Below are 19,870 nucleotides of genomic sequence, written 5' to 3' on the forward strand. Positions count from 1 at the left end.
GCGGCAGGGACTCGGAAGTATGCGTACGAATGGGAACTCTAAAGCGGCCGTGATCGGACGGAAGGCTCTTGGCATTCGCAACAGTCTCAGAAGCGGCACGCGAGGGTGGCTGGTGGGGAGGCAGCGCGGGTGAGGTGGCTCCTGGTCAAGCATGCCCGGCCAGGGATGGTCCTGGCCCGGCCCGTCTCCGCCGAGGGGCGGACGCTTTTGGCGCCGGGGGTGGTCCTCACCGCCCGGGTCTTGCACCGGCTGGAGGAGTTGGGGATCAGCACCCTCTACGTCCGGGAGCCGGGCGACGTGGACCCCAAGGTGGTGGCGGAGGCCACCGAGGTGGTTTCGGAGCGGACCCGCGGGCAGGCGTACCAGGCGGTCCAGCAGTACATGACCCGGCTCAAGGCGGGCCTGGTCAACCCGGTCCAGGAGGGCCGGCGCCTCAGCCTGGTGGTCAGGCAGATTGTGGATGAGGTCCTGGCCAACAGGGATGTGATCCTCCAACTGGCCGACATCCGGGCGGTGGAGGGGTACCTCTTCAGCCACTCGGTGGGGGTGGCGGTGACCGCCTCCTTCATGGGTATCCATCTGGGGCTGGATCACCGGTCGCTGGTGGGCCTCTGCTTGGGGGCCCTCCTCCACGATGTGGGGAAGGTGCGGATCGCCGACGCCTTGTGGAACAAGCCCACCCAGCTCAGCCCGGGGGAGTTCCAAGAGATTCAGCGCCACACAGTGTACGGTTTTGACATCCTGCGCCGCAACCCCGCCTTCGACCGGCGGGCGGCCCATGTGGCCTACCAGCACCATGAGCGGTGGGACGGAAGCGGCTACCCCCGGGGTCTGACCGGGGAGAAGATTCACCTGTGGGCCCGGGTGGTGGCGGTGGTGGACGTCTTCGACGCGCTCACCACCGACCGGGTCTACCGGCCAGCCCGGCCTGTCCACCAGGTGTTGGGCTACATCGAGGCGGAGGCGGGCCGCAGCTTCGATCCCACAGTGGTCCGCACCTTCCTGGCCCGGGTGGCCCCCTACCCGGTGGGCAGCCGGGTCCGCCTCAATACCGGCCAGGTGGGCCGGGTGGTCCGGCTGAACGACGGGGTCCCCGCCCGTCCGGTGGTCCAGCTGGCGACCGGGGAGGAGGTAAACCTGAAGACCGACCTGGCCCGACGGATCGTGGGCCTGGCCGAGGAGGAGCCGCCCGGAGGCAGGCTCCTGCCGGGGTCGCGGGACGAGGCCCGGCCCTTCGGCCCGGCCGATCGGTCTGGACCCTCGGCAGAACCGCGCTCCCTGGGGTCCTCGCCGGAGGGGCCCCGGGACGCGTGACATCCCGCTGGGGGCCGTCTATAATGGAACCCGTGCCGGGACTTGCCAGGAGGCGTGACGGTGACCGATTGGCTCGAAGGGTTGAACCCGCGGCAGCGGGAGGCGGTGGAGCATGGCGATGGCCCCCTCTTGGTCATCGCCGGGGCCGGGTCGGGGAAGACCCGGGTCCTCACCTACCGGATTGCCTACTTGATTGAGGCCAGGGGCGTGCCGGCCCATGCCATTCTGGCCGTGACCTTCACCAACAAGGCGGCCGCCGAGATGCGCCAGCGGATCGAGCGGCTCATCGGACCCAAGGCCGAGCAGGCATGGATTGGCACCTTCCACGCCACCTGCGTCCGGATGCTCCGCCAGTCCGGGCCGAGCATCGGGCTGCGGCCCGATTTCTCCATCTTCGATGGCTCCGACCAGTTGAGTTTGGTCCGCCGGGTGATGAAGGAGCTGAACATCGACCCCAAGCGGTACGAACCCCGCTCCATCCTGGCCGCCATCAGCACGGCCAAGAACGAGCTCATCTCGCCCGAGGCCTATGCCGACCGGGCGGTGGACGCCTGGGAGCGGACCGTGGCCCGGGTCTACCGGCTCTACCAGGAGGGCCTGGCCGAGGCCAACGCCCTGGACTTCGACGACCTCTTGATCCAGGCCAACCGCATGCTGGCCGAAGCGCCCGAGGTCCTCAAGAAGTACCAGAACCGCTTCCAGCACATCTTGGTGGATGAGTACCAGGATACCAACCACGCTCAGTACCTCTTGATCAACCGGCTGGCCGCCGCCCACCGGAACCTGTGCGTGGTGGGCGACGCGGACCAGTCCATCTACGGCTGGCGGGGGGCGGACATCCGGAACATCCTTGACTTCGAGCGGGATTATCCCGATGCCCATGTGGTCCTGATGGAGCAGAACTACCGCTCCACAGGCCACATCCTGGAGGCGGCCAACCACGTCATCGCCAACAACCCGGGCCGGCCGCCCAAGCGGCTCTGGACGGACGGGCCCAAGGGGGATCCCGTCTACGTCTACCAGGCGGTGGACGAACGGCAGGAGGCGGCCTTCGTCGCCAACGTCATCGAGCTCCTCCACCGGCAGGGGCGGAGCTACGGCGACTTCACCCTTCTCTACCGGACCCACGCCCAGTCCCGGGCCTTCGAGGAGGAGTTCGTCCGGCGGGGGCTGCCCTACCAGATCGTCGCGGGCTTGCGCTTTTACGACCGGAAAGAGATCAAAGACCTGTTGGCCTACCTGCGGGTGCTGGCCAACCCCCGGGACCGGGTGAGCCTGGAGCGGATCCTCAACGTGCCCCGGCGGGGGATCGGCCCGGCCACCCTGGCCAAGGTGGAGGCCTACGCGCGCCAGCAGCTCGACGAGACGGGCCGACCTCTCAGCCTCTACGCCGCGATGGGACACGCCGGGCGGGTGGAAGGTCTTTCGGTCCAGTACCGCCGCCGGCTGGCCGAGTTCTACGCCCTGATGGAGGGGCTCCGGGAGAAGGCGGCGCAGCTGACGGTGACCGAGCTGGTGGAGCGAGTCCTCCACGAGTCGGGGTACCTGGCCGAGCTCCAGGCGGAGCCGGGCCCCGACGGGGAGAGCCGCCTCCAAAACGTCCAGGAGTTCCTCACCGTCACCCAACAATTCGACGACCAGACGGGCGGCCAGCCCGGCCAGTTGGCCGCCTTCCTGGAGCAGGTGGCCCTCGTCTCCGACGCAGACGCCTACGACGAGGAGACGGGCAAGATCACCATGATGACCCTCCATGCCGCCAAAGGGCTGGAGTTCCCCGTGGTCTTCCTGGTGGGGATGGAGGAGGGGGTCTTTCCCCACAGCCGGGCCGTCTGGGAGCCGGGCGAGATTGAGGAGGAGCGGCGGCTGGCCTACGTGGGCATGACCCGGGCGGAAGAGCTCCTTTTCCTCACCTGCGCCCGGCAGCGGACCCTCTACGGCTCCACCAACCTCAACGCCATGAGCCGCTTCATTGAAGAGATCCCCGAGCACCTGCGAAAAGACCTCACCTTTGTGGGGGTCCGGGGCCTGCTGGACGAGGGGGCGGGGGACGCCTCCGAGACGGCGGAGGCTGAGCCGGCCCAAGGTCTGCCGGGGGGCTTCCGGCCGGGGCAGCGGGTGCGCCACAAGCACTTCGGCGTGGGGACGGTGGTCCGGGTGGAGCCCTCGGGCCGGGACGAGAAGGTGACCGTCGCCTTCCCCGACCAGGGGATCCGGACCTTCATCCGCTCCCTGGCCCCGCTGGAGCCGGCGGGATAAGCTCACGCCCCCAGGCCCAGGAACCGCCGCCACCAGGCAGGCCGCCCCACCGAGGCGGCCGCCTCCAGGGGGAGGGTCCGGACCAGCTGGTCTCCCAGGAGCAGGTCCACCTGGCCCAGGGGCTCGAAGCGGCGGACCGGCAGGGTGACGGGGGCCAGCCGGATCCGCAGGTGGACGTCGTGGACTTGGTCGTGCCGGACCAGGATCTGGACGGGCTGGGGCGAGGCCAGGGGGATGGGCTCGTCGGTGCCGGGCGCCGCCGCCTCCACCAACGGCTCGTGAGCTTGGGCCAGCTCCAGGCGCCGGAAGGTGGTGAAGCCCCACTCGAGCAGCCGGGTGGACTCGGACCAGCGGTCGGGGCTGGCCAGGACGACGCTCAACAGCTCCAAGCCGTCCCGGTTGGCGGCGCTCACCAGGCAATGGCCGGCGTCGCTGGTGGTCCCCGTCTTGACGCCCACCGTCCCCTCGTAGCTCCAGAGGAGACGGTTGGTGTTGCTCCAGTGGCCCCCTTCCGTCCGGTGCTCCCGGGTGCGGACGATCTGGGCGAAGACCGGGTAGGTCATGGCCGTCCGGGTGATGAGCGCCAGATCGTAGGCGGTGCTGTAGTGGCCGGCCGCGTCCAGCCCGTGGGGGTTCTGGAAGAGGCTGTTGCGGGCGCCGAGCTCTCGAACCCGCTGGTTCATCAGCCGGGCGAAGGCGGGGACGGACCCGGCCAGGTGTTCCGCCACCGCGACGGCCGCGTCGTTCCCCGAGGGGAGCATCATGGCGTGGAGCAGGTCCAGCAGGGAGAGGGTCTGGCCCGCCCGGAGGTGGGCGCTGGACCCCCGGGTGCCGGCCGCCTGGGGGCTCACCTGGACCGGCTCGTCCAGGCCGCCCCGCTCCACCGCCAGGAGCGCGGTGACGATCTTGGTGGTGCTGGCGGGCGCCCGTCGCTGGTGCTCGTTCCGGGCATAGAGGATGGTTCCGGTGGAAACCTCCAGGAGGATGGCGGCCCGGGCGCCCAGCCGCGGGCCTTCCTCCCGGGCGCCGGGCCAGTAGACCACCTCCGGCGGCGGCGCGGCGGGCACCCAGGCGGGCCGGCTGCCCCCCAGGAGGCGGCGGGCCGCCGCCACGGTGGGCGCCGCCACCAGGACGGCCAGGGCAGAGCGCAGGAGCTGGCGCCGGGTGATGACCACGGAGCGTGCCTCCCCTTCCAGGCCGGACCACCGCAAAGCTATGATGGAGACCAGAGGCTCAGACCTGGCAACGGCAGGAAGGGTGGGCCCGGCAGGGAATCTGGGTGACTGCGGAGGTGACGGCCGTGACCACCCACACCGCTCGCGACGCCGCCCGCCAGCGGCTGGAGGAGCTGCGCCGCCTGATCGAGCATCACAACTACCGCTACTACGTCCTCGACGATCCGGAGATCACCGACGCGGAGTACGACCAGCTCATGGAGGAGCTGCGGGAGCTGGAGGCCCAGTACCCCGAGTGGGTCACGCCCGACTCGCCCACCCAGCGGGTGGGGGCGCCGCCCGCGGCAGGGTTCACCCCGGTGGAGCACCGGATCCCGCTCCTCTCCCTGGACAACGCCTTTGACACCGAAGATTTGGCCGCCTGGGAGGCCCGCATCACCCGGATGTTGGGCCACAAGCCCAGCGGGTACGTGGTGGAGCTGAAGATCGACGGCCTGGCCGTCGCCCTCACCTACCGGGAGGGCCTCCTGGTCCGGGGGGCCACCCGGGGCGACGGGCGCACGGGGGAGGATGTGACGGCCAACCTCAAGACCATCCGGGCCATCCCCCTGCGGCTCCGCCGGCCCGTCAACCTGGAGGTGCGGGGCGAGGTCTACATGGTCCGCTCCGCCTTCGAACAGCTCAACCAGGAGCGGGAGGCAACGGGCGAGCCCCTCTTCGCCAACCCCCGCAACGCCGCGGCCGGCTCGGTCCGCCAGCTGGATCCCAGCATCACCGCCCGGCGGCCCTTGAGCATCTTCACCTACACGGTGGCGGACGTGGAAGGGGCGCCCCGGCCGGCCACCCAGTGGGAGAGCCTTCAGCTCCTGCGGGAGCTGGGCCTCCGGACCAACCCCCACGTGCGGCGGTGTGCCACCCTGGACGAGGTGGTGGAGACCATCACCCAGTGGACCGACCTCCGCCACCAGCTGGATTACGAGACGGACGGCATCGTCATCAAGGTGGACCGGCTGGACGAGCAGGCCCAGCTGGGAGCCACCTCCCATGCGCCCCGGTGGGCCATCGCCTACAAGTTCCCGGCGGAGCAGGCCGTCACCCGCCTCCTGGACATTCGGGTCAACGTGGGCCGCACCGGGGCGGTGACCCCCTACGCGGTGCTGGAGCCGGTGCGGGTGGCGGGCTCCACCGTCTCCCGGGCCACCCTCCACAACGAGGACTACATCCGGGAGAAGGATATCCGTATTGGTGACATGGTCGTCATCCAGAAGGCGGGCGACGTGATCCCCGAGCTGGTCCGGGTCTTGCCCGAGCGGCGGACGGGGGAGGAGCGCCTCTTCCAGATGCCCGACCACTGCCCCGTCTGCGGCGCCAAGGTTTACCGGCCCCCGGGGGAGGCCATCGCCCGCTGCATGGGCTCCGCCTGCCCCGCCCAGCTGGTGGAGGGGCTGATCCACTTCGGCTCCCGGAACGCCATGGACATCGACGGTCTCGGCCCGGCGGTGATCCGGCAGCTGGTGGAGCGGGGCTGGGTGAAGGACGCGGCCGACCTCTACCAACTCCGAGCCGAGGAGCTGGCCCAGCTGGAGCGGATGGGGGCCAAGTCGGCGGCCAACCTGGTGGCTGCCATTGAGCGGAGCAAGGGACGGGGGTTGGAGCGGCTCCTCTTCGCCCTGGGGATCCGCCTGGTGGGGCAGCGGGCCGCGCAGACCCTGGCCCAGCACTTCGGGAGCATGGAGCGGCTCCGCCAGGCCACCCGGGAGGAGCTTCTGGCCGTCGAGGACGTGGGGGAGAAGATGGCCGAGGCCATCCTCCAGTGGTTCGGCGAGGAGCAGAACCGGCGCCTGGTGGATCGGCTGGCGGCCGCCGGCGTGGTGATGACCGCGGCCTCCCAGGCCCGGGAGGGGACCCCCTTGCCCTGGCAGGGGTGGACCTTCGTCCTGACCGGCACCCTGGAGGGCTGGACCCGGGCGGAGGCGACCAAGCTCATTGAGAGCCTGGGCGGGCAGGTGGTGGGATCGGTCAGCCGGAAGACCGATTACGTGGTGGTGGGCACCGATCCCGGTTCCAAGTTGGAGAAAGCGCGGCAGTTGGGCCGGCCCGTGGTGGATGAGGCCACCTTCCGGGCCATGGTGGAGGAGGCCCAGCGCCAGGTTGGGAGCGAGGTGACCCCGAGATGAGCCAGGAACTTCGGCTGACCCGGGAAGATGTGGAGCGGGTGGCAAGGCTCGCCCACCTGGGGCTGACCGATGAGGAGAAGGAGCACCTCCAGCGGGATCTCTCCCTGATCCTGGAGGCCTTTGACCGGTTGCGGGAGGTGCTTACCGAGGGCGTGGAGCCCACCACCCACCTGGTGCCTCAGGAGAGCGTGCTCCGGCCCGATACGGTCCGGCCCTCCTTGCCCCAGGGGCAGGTGCTGGCCAACGCCCCCGAGACCCGCGATGGGTTCTTCCGAGTTCCCCGGATTCTGGAGGAGTCGTGATGGAGATCCTGCAGCATGCCCACGAACTGGCGGAGCGGCTCGAGCGGCGGGAGATCTCGGCTGAAGAGGTGACCCAAGCCTACTTGGACCGGATGGAGCGGCTGGAGCCCCATGTGCACGCCTTCCTCGCCCGGACCCCTGAGCAGGCCCTGGCGACGGCCCGGGAGGTGGACCGGCGCCGGGCCCAGGGGGAGCCCGTCCACCCCCTGGCGGGGATCCCCGTGGCGGTGAAGGACAACCTCTGTACCGAAGGGGTGCCCACCACCGCCGGCTCCCGGGCGCTGGAGAACTTCCGGCCGCCCTACAGCGCCACCGCGGTGGCCCGGCTCCATGAGGCAGGCCTGCCCTTGGTGGGGAAGACCAACCTGGATGAGTTTGCTATGGGCGCCTCCACCGAGGCGTCGGCCTTCGGCCCCACCCGGAACCCCTGGGACCGGGAGCGGGTGCCCGGGGGCTCCAGCGGCGGCTCGGCCGCGGCGGTGGCGGCTGGCCAGGTGCCCTGGGCCCTGGGGAGCGACACGGGGGGCAGCATCCGCCAGCCCGCGGCCTTCTGCGGGGTGGTGGGCCTGAAGCCCAGCTACGGGCGTGTCTCCCGGTACGGGCTCATCCCCTTCGCGTCCTCTTTGGACCAGGTGGGGATCCTCACCCGGGACGTGACCGACGCGGCCCACCTCCTGGAGGTGCTTGCCGGCCACGATCTGGCCGACTCCACCTCGGTGGACGCGCCGGTGCCCGCCTACCGGAAGGCACTCCAGGCTGAGCCCCGGGGCCTGCGGATCGGCCTGCCCGTCCAGTTCTTCGGGGATCAGATCGACCCGGCGGTGCGGCAGGCGGTCCGCCAGGCGGTGGACCGGATGGCCGAAGCGGGGGCCGAGGTGGTGGAGCTCTCCCTCCCCACGGTGGAGCACGCCCTGGCCTGCTACTTGGTTCTCGCCCCGGCAGAGGCCAGTTCCAACCTGGGCCGCTACGACGGGGTCCGGTACGGGTTCCGGGCCCAGCCCGACGGCCGGCCGGCCAAGGACGTGACTGAGATGTTCCTGGCCACCCGGGGGGAGGGCCTGGGCCTCGAGGTGAAGCGGCGGATCCTTTTGGGCACCTACGTGCTTTCGGCCGGCGCCTACCAGACGTACTACCTCCAGGCCCTCAAGGTCCGGACCCTGATCCGCCAGGACTTCGAACGGGCGTTCGAGCAGGTGGACGTGCTGGCGACGCCCACCACGCCCACCACCGCCTTCCGCCTCGGGGAGCGGCTGGAACGTCCCATGCGCATGTACCAGAGCGACCTGTGCACGGTGCCCGTCAACCTGGCGGGCCTGCCGGCCATCTCCCTGCCCTGCGGTCAGGACGCCGGCGGGCTGCCGGTGGGCCTCCAGCTTATCGGCCGCTATCTGGATGAGGCGGGGCTCTTGCGGGCGGCCTACGCCTTCGAGCAGGTGGCAGGCTGCCGGGCGGCGGTGCCGCCTCTGGCCCACCTGGGGACCGGCGCAGGGGAGGTGACCATCCATGGCTGAGGCTCAGCTGGAGATGTTGGATCTGGGGGATCTGGAGGCGGTCATCGGCCTGGAAGTCCACGTGGAGCTGGCCACCCAGTCCAAGCTCTTCTGCGGCTGCGCCACCACCTTCGGGGCGCCCCCCAACACCCAGGTCTGCCCCGTCTGCCTGGGCTTGCCGGGGACCCTCCCCGTCTTGAACGCGCGGGCGGTGGAGTACGCGGTGAAGGCGGGGCTCGCCCTGGGCTGCCAGATCACCGAGCGGAGCCTCTTCGCCCGGAAGAACTACTTCTACCCGGACCTGCCCAAGGCGTATCAAATCTCCCAGCACGAGCGGCCCCTCTGCCGGAACGGGGCGGTTACCATCACGACACCCGAGGGGCTCCGCAGGATCGGCATCGTCCGGGTCCACCTGGAGGAGGAGGCGGGCAAGCTGGTCCACTCGGGGGACAGCATCATCGGCTCGGAAGCGACTCATGTGGACTACAACCGGGCGGGCATCCCCCTCATCGAGATCGTCACCGCCCCTGACCTGCGGAGTCCCGAGGAGGCCCGCCTCTTCCTGGAGGAGCTCCGGACCATCCTGCGGTACATCGGCGTCTCCGACGTGCGCATGGAAGAGGGCTCCCTCCGTTGCGACGCCAACATCTCCCTCCGCCCCAAGGGTTCAACGGCGCTGGGGACCAAGACGGAAGTGAAGAACATGAACTCCTTCCGGGCGGTGGTCCGGGCCCTCACCTACGAGGCCCAGCGCCAGGCGGAGGTGATCCGCAGCGGGGAGGCGGTTCGGCCTGAGACCCGGGCCTGGGATGAAGCCCGGCAGGTGACGGTGGCCATGCGGGCCAAGGAGGAGGCCGACGACTACCGGTACTTCACCGAGCCCGACCTGGTCCCCCTGGTCCTCACCCAGGAGCGAATCGAGGGCTGGCGGGCCGAACTGCCCGAGCTCCCCGCCGCCCGGCGGGAGCGGTTCGTCGCCAGCTACGGCCTGCCCGAGTACGACGCCTCGGTGCTCACCAGCTCCCGGCTGGTGGCCGACTTCTTCGAGGCGGTTGCCCAGGAGGTGGGTGACGCCAAGCTGGCCAGCAACTGGGTGATGGGCGAGGTCCTCCGCTGGGCCAAGACCGAGGGGGGCGAGGTGGTGGAGCTCCCCGTTTCGGTCCAAGGGCTGGCGGAGCTCTTGGGCCTCCTGCGGCAAGGGGTGATCAACCAAGCGGCGGCCAAGTCGGTCCTGGAGGAGATGGTCGCCTCGGGGCGGGGCGCCCGGGAGATCGTGGCTGAGCGGGGCCTGGAGCAGATCAGCGACCGGAGCGAGCTGGAAGCCCTCGTCGACCGGGTGATCGCCGAGAACCCCAAGCCCGTCGAGGACATCCGGGCCGGGCAGACCAAGGCCATCGGCTTCCTCATGGGCCAGGTGATGCGCCTCAGCCAGGGGAAGGCCAACCCCCAGCAGGTGCGGGAGCTCTTGCACGAGCGGCTCGGGGTCGGAGGGTAGGGATGGTGGTCCGGCGGGCTGGCCCCTCCTCGTGGCAGGCGGAGCTCCTGCTCCTGGGGGTGGCCGCGGTCTGGGGCGGGACCTTCCCGGTCATCAAGGCCCTGGTCGGCCAGGTGCCACCCCACACCCTCCTCACCCTGCGCTTCACCGCGGCGGCCATCCTCCTCCTGCTGCCCGCCTGGACCCGGGGAGGCCGGCTGGACCGTCCTGCCTTCCGGAGCCTGCTCCGGCACGGCCTCCTCTTGGGCGTGAGCCTCTGGGCCGGGTACTTCTTCCAGACCGCGGGCCTGCGGCTCACCACCGCCTCCAAGGCGGCCTTCCTCACCGCCTTGGGCGTGGTCTTCGTCCCTTTGCTGGGCGCCCTCTTCTTCCACCGGCGGCCGGCCCCGGCCGTCTGGGCGGGGGTGGCGGTGGCCACCGGAGGGCTGGCCTGCCTCAGCCTGCCCGGCGGCGAGGGGTGGCTGCCGGCCCCGGGGGACCTCCTGGTGCTCCTGGGCGCGGCGGCCTTCGCCCTCCAGATCCTCCTCGTGGACCGGTGGGGCGCCCAGCACGACCCGCTCCTCCTCGCCGGGGTGGAGCTGGCCACCGTGGCGCTCCTCAGCCTGCCCGCGGCCATCGCCTTCGAGGGGCTGCCCCTCCGCCACCCGCCCCGTCTCTGGCTGGGCCTGGCCTACCTGGCCGTCCCGGCCACCGCGGTCGCCCTCTGGGTTCAGATCCGCTACCAGCACCGGACCGATCCCACCCGGGTGGGCATCATCCTGGGCACCGAGCCCCTCTTTGGGGCCCTGTTGGCCTGGCTCTTCCTGGGTGAGCGGATGACGGAGGCGGGTCTGCTGGGCGGGGTTCTGGTCCTGGCGGGGCTCCTCTTGACCGAGCTGGGCGGGCGGGCACCCCAGGCGGAGGGGGCCCCCCGGGAGCGCAGGGCGGGCTCCACCCTGCCCATCCGAGGGCAGGCCCGCCGGGCCCGCGGGAGGGATGGACGGTGAGCGAGGTTCTGGTCCAGATTGGGCCCCTGCCCGTCTACACCTTCGGCCTCACCCTGGCGCTGGGCTTCCTGCTGGCGGCGCTGGTCGCCATCCGGGAGGGCCGGCGGCGGGGGATCCCGGCCGAGCGGATGGGGGACTTCCTGGCGGTGGGCATCGTTGTCGGCCTGGTGGGGGCCCGGGCCGGTTTCGTCCTGCTCAACCGCCAGTACTACCGGACCTTCCCCTGGGAGATCCTCCTCTTGCAGGATGGGGGCCTCACCTTCTACGGGGCTGTTCCCGCGCTGCTCCTCCTGGCCTGGGTCTGGCAGCGGGAACGGGGCGCCTTCTACCGCCTGCTGGATGCCCTGGCCCCCGGAGTGGCCTTAGGCAGCGCGGTGGCCCTGGTGGGCTCCGATCTCTTCGGGCGCCGGACGGGGCTGCCCTGGAGCGTCACCTCACCGGCGGGGGTGCAGGTCCACCCCCTCCAGGTCTACTGGCTGGTGGCTCTCTACCTTCTCTTTGTGTTCCTGTGGCGGCGCCGCCGCCGGATCCGGTTCGACGGGGAGCAGTTCCTCTTCTGGCTGGTGGGTGACGGGCTCATCCGGTTCGGGGCCGGCTTTCTGCGGGAAGGGGAGCGGTTCTGGAGGTTGGGGTACGACCAGTGGGGGGCCCTTCTGGCCGTAGGTCTGGGGCTCCTCTGGCTCCGGGGGCGCCTCCAGGGAGACGACTTGCCCTGGGAGGGGGATGTGCGGTACGCTACCAGGGGCAAGCCCCAACTTCTGGAAGTCTTTTGGTGGGGCTTGGGCCTTCTGATGCTGGTCGGGGGTTTCTACCTGCGCCTCGGGGCGCTGTAAAGGGGGCCGACAGATGAGCGACCCCATCGAGTACGTCCGGGAGCGGCTGGCCCAGCAGGACCAACGGTTGACCCCCCAGCGGGAGACGGTGCTCCGGGTGCTTCTGGATCACGCCGACACCCACCTCACCGCCGAAGAAGTCTACTTGGAGGCCCGCAACCGCGCGCCGGAGCTGGGCCTGGCCACCGTCTACCGCACCCTTGACCTCTTCGCCCGCCTGGGCGTGGTCCGCCGGCTGGACGCCGGCGAGGGGGTGGCCCGGTACGAGTTCCACCCCGAAGGCGCGGGCCACTACCACCACCACCTCATCTGCCTGGAGTGCGGCCAGATTCTCGAGTTCGAACAGGACCTCCTCGACCGGGTGGAACGGGCGGTGGAGCGGGAGACGGGCTTCCGGGTGGTGGACCACTCCCTCCTCCTCTTCGGCCTCTGTCCCAACTGCCAGAAACCGTCGGACGGCGACGGGGACCGTCCCCGATCGGACCGGGAAGCCTCCGGCCCGGCGTGACCCGCCTGCCTTCTCGCCTTTTTCCAGCCGTGGGTTGACGACCCCTAAGACCCATGGTAGATTTATTCGTAGAGAAAACCAACCGATCTACTCGGGTTTCACCGGCGAGCGCTTGACGGTCGCGTGGGCCCTGGGTACAATCGCTATAGATAACCAATATTTATAGGTGTGAGATCCCATGAACCACCGAGTCCAAGCATTCCGGGAGCTGCTGGCGGCGCGGGGCTACCGGGTGACGCCCCAGCGGGTGGGGATCTACGAGTACTTGGTCACCACCGATGAGCACCCCAGCGCGGAGGAGATCTACCGGGCCCTTCAGGATCGCTACCCGACCATGAGTCCCGCGACCGTCTACAAGACCTTGGACTTGCTGGTGGAGCTGGGACTGGTGGGCGAGCTGGCCTTCGGCGGTGAGGTGACCCGGTACGATGGCCAGCCCGACCTCCACCTCAACATGGTCTGCCTCCAGTGCCGGCGGATCCTGGACCTGCCGGTGGAGGGCTTGGAGCGGGTGGCCCAGGTGGCCCGGGAGAAGGCCGGCTTCCAGGTTCTCCGGGAGCGCCATGAGGTGTACGGGATCTGCCCCTCCTGCCAGAGGGTGAACCGAGCCGATCCTGCCGCCGACGATCAAGCACACCACGAAGCTGAGCCCTCCAGGCCTCTGGAGGAGCATCGCCCGCAGGAGGTGGGTTGAGATGCGTGCCGTTGCCGAGGAGCCGTCCGTAGCCCGGGAGGCCCGCTCCTCCCGAGGAGCCGCCGAGGAGCTGTCGGTGGGCGAAGACCTGCTCCAGACCTACCTGACCGACATGGGCCAGGTCCCGCTCCTCACGCCGGAGGAGGAGGTGGAGCTGGCCAAGGCGGCCGAGCAGGGGGATGAGGACGCCCGCCGCCGGCTGATCGAGGCCAACCTCCGGCTGGTGGTGAGCATTGCCAAGCGGTACGCCCATCGGGGAGTTCCGCTCCTGGACCTGATCCAGGAGGGGAACCTGGGGTTGATCCGGGCTGTCGAGAAGTTCGACTGGCGCCGGGGCAACCGGTTCAGCACCTACGCCACCTGGTGGATCACCCAGCGGATCCGGCGGGCGGTTCTGGACCAGTCCTCAGGGATCCGCCTGCCCGTGAACAAGTTTGATGTGGTCCGCAAGATCCTCAGCCTGCGGGAGACCTACCTCCGGGAGGAGGGCCGGGAGCCGACGGACTACGAGCTAGCCGAAGCCCTGGAGATGGATGTGGAGCAGATCCGCCAGGTGCGCCAGGCCACCTATGAGCCCCTCTCCCTGGAGAACCCCATCAACGAGGACGGGTTCAGCCTGGGCGACATCATCGAGGATGAGGACGCGGCCAACCCCGATGAGCAGGTGCCCCAGAGCAGCCTCCAGGAGGAGCTGAACGAGCTGCTCTCCATCCTCAACGAGAAGGAGCTCCAGGTCCTCCGGCGCCGGTTCGGCCTGGACGGGGGCCAGCCCATGACCCTGGCCGAGGTAGGCCGGGAGATCGACGTCTCCAAGGAACGGGTCCGCCAGATCCAGGCTCAGGCCCTGCGCAAGCTGCGGCGGGAAGGCCTCGCTCACCAGCTGGAAGCGTACCTCACCTGAGACTGGACCCGGCGGCGCGGGGAGGCGGGGCCCGAGGCCTCGCCCCCCGGGCTCCTGGCCCGCCGTCTTCAGCCCAACCCACCTCCCTCCCGGCGAGGGCCTGAGGGCAGACCGGCGCGGGGACTCCTCGCTTGTCTTTGTTCGACAATATGGTAGAATGTGCACGTGCCAGAAGCTTAGTAGACGGGAGCGGGTTGGACCCTGCAGCGCGGCGCCCCCGAGGGCCAGAGGCCCCAATCGATGTCGGGTGATTTCCAGGCGCTGCTGAACGATGTGGAGAAGACCTTGACCCGTCTTCGCCACGAGATCGGGCGCCTGCAACACCTGATCCTGACCGATGAGCTGACCGGGCTCTACAACCGCCGGTACCTGGAAGTCCGGCTCGTCGAGGAGCTGAACCGGGCCCAGCGGTACCACCGGTCGTTCAGTCTTTTGTTTCTCGATTTGGACGATTTCAAATCGGTGAATGAGCGCTTCGGTCATCCGGCGGGGGACCGGTTGCTGGCCGAGTTCGGCCAGGTGCTGCGGGAGAACGCCCGGGCCATGGACGTGGTCTTCCGCTACGGGGGCGAGGAGTTCCTTCTCCTCTTGCCCGAGACGGGCCTGGAAGCCGCCCTGGAGGTGGGCCAGCGCCTCCAGCGCCAGGTGGCCCAGCGGGCGTTCCTCGACGGCTGCCTCACCATCACCTTCAGCGGCGGCGCGGTCAGCTTCCCAGCCGACGGGAGCGATCCGGAGACTCTGGTGCAACGGGCCGATATCGCCCTGCGGGTGGCGAAGGCCCAAGGGAAGAACCGGATCGTCGCCGCCGCCCGCCTGGGGCCGGAGGCGGCTGAGGTGGCGGCCGCCTGCCACCGGCCGCCGGAACCGCGCTGGGAGCCCCCGGAGCCGGTCGTCCGGCGTCTGGCCGTTCCGGGCTTCCGCCAGGGGAACCTCCTGCCCGCCTCATTCTGGAGTGGCGAGGAGCTTTTCCGCGTCCGGGCCCTGGTGGCCCACGAGCCGGCGGAGCCCGATGGGGCGGAGCGGTTTCTCTTCGAGACGGATCAGGGCCTCCAGCGCTTTGAGCGCCGGGATGGCCAGTGGTACTGGCTGGGCCCCGCGTCGAACGCCCAAGAGGCCAGGTCCCAGTCGGCTCCCCAGGCCGACGCCCCCCGCCATGACCCGGCTCCCCCAGCGGATGGGGCCGGGCTTGACACCCCGAGGAGGCGGTCGGTAGAATATCGCTAACCTGGGAGAGCGGAGAAAGCGAGGACGGGGAGGAGTAGGCGCCGGAAGCGCCCCTAGAGAGGGAGGCTCGTAGGCTGGAAGGCCTCCTGGGTGGTCGGTGCCGAAGGTCGCCCCTGAGCTGCCGGGTCGAAGCGCGGCGGTAGGCCCGGCCGGTCGCGCCGTTACAGCGATCTGAGCGCCCGCCCAGCGGGGCGGGAAGCAAGGTGGTACCGCGGAAGGTTGCCCCTTTCGTCCTTGGACGGAAGGGCTTTTTTCTTGTGAGGAGTGGATGGTATGGCGACGCACGGTGCCCAATCCAAGACGACCAGCGGTGAGGAGCCGCTGGCCGCGAACCAGACCGAGGCCGGTCCGGCGGCCATGCCCCACCGGTACGACCCCCGCCAGGCGGAGGAGCGCTGGACCCGCTGGTGGGAGGAGAACCGGGTCTTCCATGCCCGGGTCGACAGCGACAAGCCCCGGTTCTCCATGGTCATCCCCCCGCCCAACGTGACGGGGGTGCTCCACGTGGGCCACGCCCTGGACCAGACCCTGCAGGACATCTTCGCCCGGTGGCACCGGATGCAGGGGAAGGAGACCCTCTGGCTGCCGGGGACGGACCACGCGGGCATCGCCACCCAGGTGCGGGTGGAGGAGGAGCTGGCCAAGGAAGGGCTCAGCCGGCATGATCTGGGCCGGGAGGCCTTTGTGGAGCGGGTCTGGCAGTGGAAGCACCACTACGGCGGGCGGATCCTCGAGCAGTTGAAGGGCCTGGGCGCCTCGTGCGACTGGGAGCGGGAGCGCTTCACCATGGATGAGGGCTGCTCCCGGGCGGTGCGCCACGTCTTCGTCCACCTTTACCGGAAGGGCTTGATCTACCAGGGGGACTACATCGTCCACTGGTGCCCCCGGTGCCAGACCACCCTCTCGGACATCGAGGTGGAGCACGAGGAGGAAGAGGGGCGCCTCTGGACCCTCCGCTACCCGGCGGCCGAAGGGGAGGGGGAGATCCGGGTGGCGACCACCCGGCCCGAGACCATGCTGGGCGATACCGCGGTGGCCGTCCACCCCGAGGATGAGCGGTACCGCGCCTGGATCGGCCGGCGGGTGCGGCTGCCCTTGATGGACCGGGAGATCCCGGTGGTGGCCGACGAGGCGGTGGATCCCGCTTTCGGGACGGGCGCGGTCAAGGTGACGCCGGCCCACGACCCGACGGACTTTGAGATCGGCCAGCGGCACAACCTGCCCCAGATCCAGGTGATCGGCCAGGATGCCCGCATGACCGCCGAGGCGGGCCGCTTCCAAGGCCTTACCCGGGAGGAGGCCCGGCAGGCGGTGCTGGAGGCCCTGCGGGCGGGCGGCTTCCTGGTGGGCGAGGAGCCCCTCCGCCATGCCCCAGGCCGCTGCTACCGGTGCGGCACGGTGGTGGAGCCGCTGGTCTCCCGCCAGTGGTTCGTCCGCATGAAGCCCCTGGCCGAGCCGGCCATCCGGGCGGTGGAGGAAGGCCGGGTCCGCTTCGTGCCCGAGCACTTTACCCGCATGTACCTCCACTGGATGCGGAACGTCCGGGATTGGTGCATCTCCCGCCAGCTGTGGTGGGGCCACCGCATCCCTGTGTGGACCTGCCAGGCCTGTGGCACCCAGAGCGCGTCCGAGGAGGATCTGGTCCGCTGCCCCGAGTGTGGGTCGGAGCGGCTGGAGCAGGATCCGGACGTGCTGGACACCTGGTTCAGCTCGGCCCTCTGGCCCTTCGCCACCCTGGGCTGGCCCGACGACACCCCGGACCTGCGCCGCTTCTACCCGACGGACCTCTTGGTGACGGGCTACGAGATCATCTTCTTCTGGGTGGCCCGGATGATCATGATGGGGATCGAGTTCATGGGCGAGCCTCCCTTCCCCACCGTGCTCATCCACGGCATCGTCCGGGACAGCCTGGGCCGGAAGATGAGCAAGTCCCTGGGGAACGGTGTGGACCCCATGGAGGTCATCGCCGAGTACGGGGCCGACGCGCTCCGGTTCAGCCTGGTCCAGGGGGTGGGGCCCGGTAACGACCTCCGCTTCCGCACCGATCGGGTGGAGTCGGCCCGGAACTTCGCCAACAAGGTCTGGAACGCGTCGCGCTTTGCCATCTTGAACCTGGCCGATGCCGACCGGGCGGCCCTGGAAGCCCTGGCCGGGTCGCCTGACGGCCTGCAGGCCTGGAAGGAGCGGGAGGCCCTCACCTTGGCCGACCGCTGGATTCTGTCCCGGTACCAGTGGGCGGCTTCCGAGGTCCACCGGCTCTTGGAGCGGTTCGACCCGGGTGAGGCGGCCCAGGTCCTCTACGAGTTTATCTGGAGCGACCTGTGCGATGCCTACATTGAGCTGGTCAAGCCCCGGCTCTACCAGGGGGGCGATGATCCGGAGAGCGAGGCGGCCCGCCAGCGCCGGGCTGCCCAGGCCACCCTCTTCGCGGTCCTGGACGGAAGCCTCCGCCTCCTCCACCCCTTCATGCCCTACCTGACCGAGGAGATCTGGCAGCGCCTGCCTGTCCATGGCCCCACCTTGGCCCGGGCGGCCTGGCCCCGGCCCCAGGGCCTGGAGGATCCCGAGGCGGAGAAGCAGGTGGGCCGGGTGCTGGAGGTGATCCGGGCCATCCGGAACCTCCGGGCAGAGCGGGGCGTGGAGCCTTCCCGGAGAGTGACGGCCGTCCTTCGGGCGGAGCCCGCCCTTCTGGAGGCCCTTCAGGCTATGGAGCGGGAGATCCGCGCCTTGGCCCGGCTGGAGCGGCTGGAGCTGGTGGCGCCCGGCGGCGCGGTGCCCGAGCGGGAGGCGGCGGTCACCGCGGTGGCGGGCGGGGTGGAGATCTACCTCCCCCTGGCGGGTCTGGTCGATCTGGAGAAGGAGCGGGCCCGCCTGGAGAAGGAGCTGGCCGCCGCCCGGGAGGAGGCCGCCCGGGCCCGGGCCCTCTTGGAGCGACCCGGCTTCAAGGAGAAGGCGCCGGCCCACGTGGTCCAGCAGCAGGAGGCCCGCCTGGCCGAGGCGGAGGCCAAGGAGGCCAAGCTGCTTGACCAGCTGGCCGCCCTGGAGCGGGCGGGCGCGGGTGGGAACGGCGCCCATGGGGCATGAACCGGTGGCGGAGACCGGGCCGGCGGCCCAGGCCTTGGCCTACCTGGCCGACCTGGCCCGGTTCGGTTCCCGGCCGGGGCTGGAGCGGATCGCCTTCCTGGCCCAGGGCCTGGGCGAGCCCCAGCGGGCCTTCCGGAGCATCCATGTGGCGGGGACCAACGGCAAGGGCTCGACGGCTGCGGCCATCGCGGCCGCCTTGCAGGCCGCGGGCTTCCGGGTGGGGCTGTACACCTCGCCCCACCTGGTCCGCTTCCACGAACGGATCCGGGTGAACGGCCAGCCCATCAGCGATGAGGCGCTGGCCGAGGGGGTGGAGCGGGTCCGCCCCCTGGCCGAGCGAGCGGCCGCCACCCCGGAGGTGGGCCGACCCACCCAGTTTGAGGTGGCGACGGCCATCGCCTTCGACCACTTCGCCCGCCAGGGGGTGGCGTGGGCGGTCCTGGAGACGGGCTTGGGCGGCCGCTGGGACGCCACCAACCTGGTGGTGCCGGAGCTGGCCGTGATCACCCCCATCGGCCACGATCACATGGAGGTCCTCGGGGGCAGCCTGGCCGCCATCGCGGGGGAGAAGGCGGGGATCATCAAGGCGGACCGGCCGGTGGTTCTGGCCCCCCAGCCGCCCGAGGCCTTGGAGGTGCTCCTCGCCCAGGCGGAGGCGGTGGGCGCGCCGGTGGTCCGGGTGGTGGAGGGCCGCGGGCCCGGCGCCTTCGCCTACCAGGTGGACGACGTGGAGCTGGGGCGGGTCCGCTTCCGCGTGGCGACCCCCTGGGGCAGCACCCACCAGCTCCAGCTGCCCCTGGGTGGGGCCCACCAGGCCCTCAACGGCGCGGTGGCCGCCGCCGCGGTGCTCACCCTGGCCGCCCGGCGGGGGGACCCCGAGGGTGGGCAGTCGGTGGCCTGGGAGCGGGAGGCGGTCCGCTGGCTGGAGGAGGGCTGGCGGGGCTTGCGCTGGCCCGGGCGGTTCGAGATCGTCCCGGGACGGCTCATCCTCGACGGGGCCCACAACCCTGAAGGGGCCCGGGCGCTGGCCCAGGCCCTGGCTCCCTGCTTCGGCCCCGGGGCCGGGGAGGGGGAGAGGCCTTCCCTCTACCTGGTCTTCAGCTGCATGGAAGACAAGCCGGTGGATGCCATGCTGGCGGCCTTGGCCCCCCTGGCCGCGGGGGTGGTGGTCACCCAAACGGGGCAGGGCCGCCTGCCTCCGCTGGCGCCCGAACGGATCGCCGCGGCCGCCCGGGCTCACTGTTCCCAGGTCTGGACCGTCGCCGATCCCGTGGCTGCGCTCCGCCAGGCCCACCGGGTGCGGGGGCCCCGCGACTGGATTTGCCTTTGCGGCTCCCTCTATCTGGTGGGCGAGGTGAAGGCCCGGCTGGCCTCGGGGGAAAGATGGTTCCACGGCAGGAGCGCCTGACCGGCTAGGGAAGTAAGAGGCGG

At 70.6% G+C, this 19,870-nt stretch carries 14 protein-coding genes and 1 pseudogene; 14 read left to right on the forward strand and 1 reads right to left on the reverse strand.

The features are described 5' to 3' along the window. The first annotated feature begins 129 nt into the window (after window positions 1-129). Both FWJ67_RS05145 and pcrA read left to right on the forward strand, forming a co-directional pair. Window positions 130-1,314, forward strand: a complete 1,185-nt coding sequence (locus tag FWJ67_RS05145; protein ID WP_414482139.1) for an HD-GYP domain-containing protein — start codon at window positions 130-132, stop codon at window positions 1,312-1,314. Between the two features lie 60 nt (window positions 1,315-1,374). Next, the gene (gene pcrA / locus FWJ67_RS05150; protein WP_304171275.1) at window positions 1,375-3,570 is read left to right on the forward strand and encodes a DNA helicase PcrA; all 2,196 of its coding nucleotides are present in this window, start codon (window positions 1,375-1,377) and stop codon (window positions 3,568-3,570) included. Window positions 3,571-3,572: 2 nt separating this feature from the next. On the opposite strand, the gene FWJ67_RS05155 is transcribed toward pcrA, so the two are convergent. Then, entirely contained in the window at window positions 3,573-4,745 is a 1,173-nt protein-coding gene (locus tag FWJ67_RS05155) for a D-alanyl-D-alanine carboxypeptidase family protein (protein ID WP_414482612.1), read from the reverse strand. 125 nt (window positions 4,746-4,870) lie between these two features. Between FWJ67_RS05155 and ligA the strand changes: the two genes are divergently transcribed. From ligA to FWJ67_RS05215, 12 genes and pseudogenes are all read left to right on the forward strand, one after another. Next, complete coding sequence (gene ligA / locus FWJ67_RS05160; RefSeq protein ID WP_414482138.1) at window positions 4,871-6,922, forward strand: NAD-dependent DNA ligase LigA; 2,052 nt, start codon at window positions 4,871-4,873, stop codon at window positions 6,920-6,922. Then, complete coding sequence (gene gatC, locus FWJ67_RS05165; RefSeq protein ID WP_414482137.1) at window positions 6,919-7,224, forward strand: Asp-tRNA(Asn)/Glu-tRNA(Gln) amidotransferase subunit GatC; 306 nt, start codon at window positions 6,919-6,921, stop codon at window positions 7,222-7,224. Before ligA ends, gatC begins: the two co-directional genes overlap by 4 nt. Continuing rightward, a complete protein-coding gene (gatA, locus tag FWJ67_RS05170) occupies window positions 7,224-8,735 on the forward strand; it encodes an Asp-tRNA(Asn)/Glu-tRNA(Gln) amidotransferase subunit GatA (protein WP_304171283.1) in 1,512 nt (503 codons plus the stop codon). Before gatC ends, gatA begins: the two co-directional genes overlap by 1 nt. Then, a complete protein-coding gene (gatB, locus tag FWJ67_RS05175; protein ID WP_304171285.1) occupies window positions 8,728-10,209 on the forward strand; it encodes an Asp-tRNA(Asn)/Glu-tRNA(Gln) amidotransferase subunit GatB in 1,482 nt (493 codons plus the stop codon). The genes gatA and gatB overlap by 8 nt, the downstream gene beginning before the upstream one ends. A 2-nt stretch (window positions 10,210-10,211) precedes the next feature. Next, a complete protein-coding gene (locus tag FWJ67_RS05180) occupies window positions 10,212-11,195 on the forward strand; it encodes a DMT family transporter (RefSeq protein WP_414482613.1) in 984 nt (327 codons plus the stop codon). After that, entirely contained in the window at window positions 11,192-12,028 is an 837-nt protein-coding gene (locus tag FWJ67_RS05185; protein WP_304171289.1) for a prolipoprotein diacylglyceryl transferase, read from the forward strand. Before FWJ67_RS05180 ends, FWJ67_RS05185 begins: the two co-directional genes overlap by 4 nt. A gap of 13 nt (window positions 12,029-12,041) precedes the next feature. Beyond that, window positions 12,042-12,536, forward strand: coding sequence for a Fur family transcriptional regulator (locus tag FWJ67_RS05190; protein WP_304171291.1), 495 nt, complete (start codon window positions 12,042-12,044; stop codon window positions 12,534-12,536). Window positions 12,537-12,714: 178 nt separating this feature from the next. Beyond that, window positions 12,715-13,230, forward strand: a complete 516-nt coding sequence (locus FWJ67_RS05195; RefSeq protein WP_304171293.1) for a Fur family transcriptional regulator — start codon at window positions 12,715-12,717, stop codon at window positions 13,228-13,230. 13 nt (window positions 13,231-13,243) lie between these two features. Next, window positions 13,244-14,131: pseudogene (locus FWJ67_RS05200) on the forward strand (RNA polymerase sigma factor RpoD/SigA); the annotation flags it as partial. A gap of 240 nt (window positions 14,132-14,371) precedes the next feature. Then, entirely contained in the window at window positions 14,372-15,355 is a 984-nt protein-coding gene (locus FWJ67_RS05205) for a GGDEF domain-containing protein (protein WP_414482614.1), read from the forward strand. A 357-nt stretch (window positions 15,356-15,712) separates the two neighbouring features. After that, on the forward strand, window positions 15,713-18,439 hold the full coding sequence (locus tag FWJ67_RS05210; RefSeq protein ID WP_414482257.1) for a valine--tRNA ligase: 2,727 nt from the start codon (window positions 15,713-15,715) through the stop codon (window positions 18,437-18,439). After that, complete coding sequence (locus FWJ67_RS05215) at window positions 18,429-19,847, forward strand: bifunctional folylpolyglutamate synthase/dihydrofolate synthase (protein WP_414482615.1); 1,419 nt, start codon at window positions 18,429-18,431, stop codon at window positions 19,845-19,847. The genes FWJ67_RS05210 and FWJ67_RS05215 overlap by 11 nt, the downstream gene beginning before the upstream one ends. The last annotated feature ends 23 nt before the right edge of the window (window positions 19,848-19,870 follow it).

The sequence above is a fragment of the Limnochorda sp. genome (assembly GCF_047459355.1).
Taxonomy (GTDB): domain Bacteria; phylum Bacillota; class Limnochordia; order Limnochordales; family Limnochordaceae; genus Limnochorda.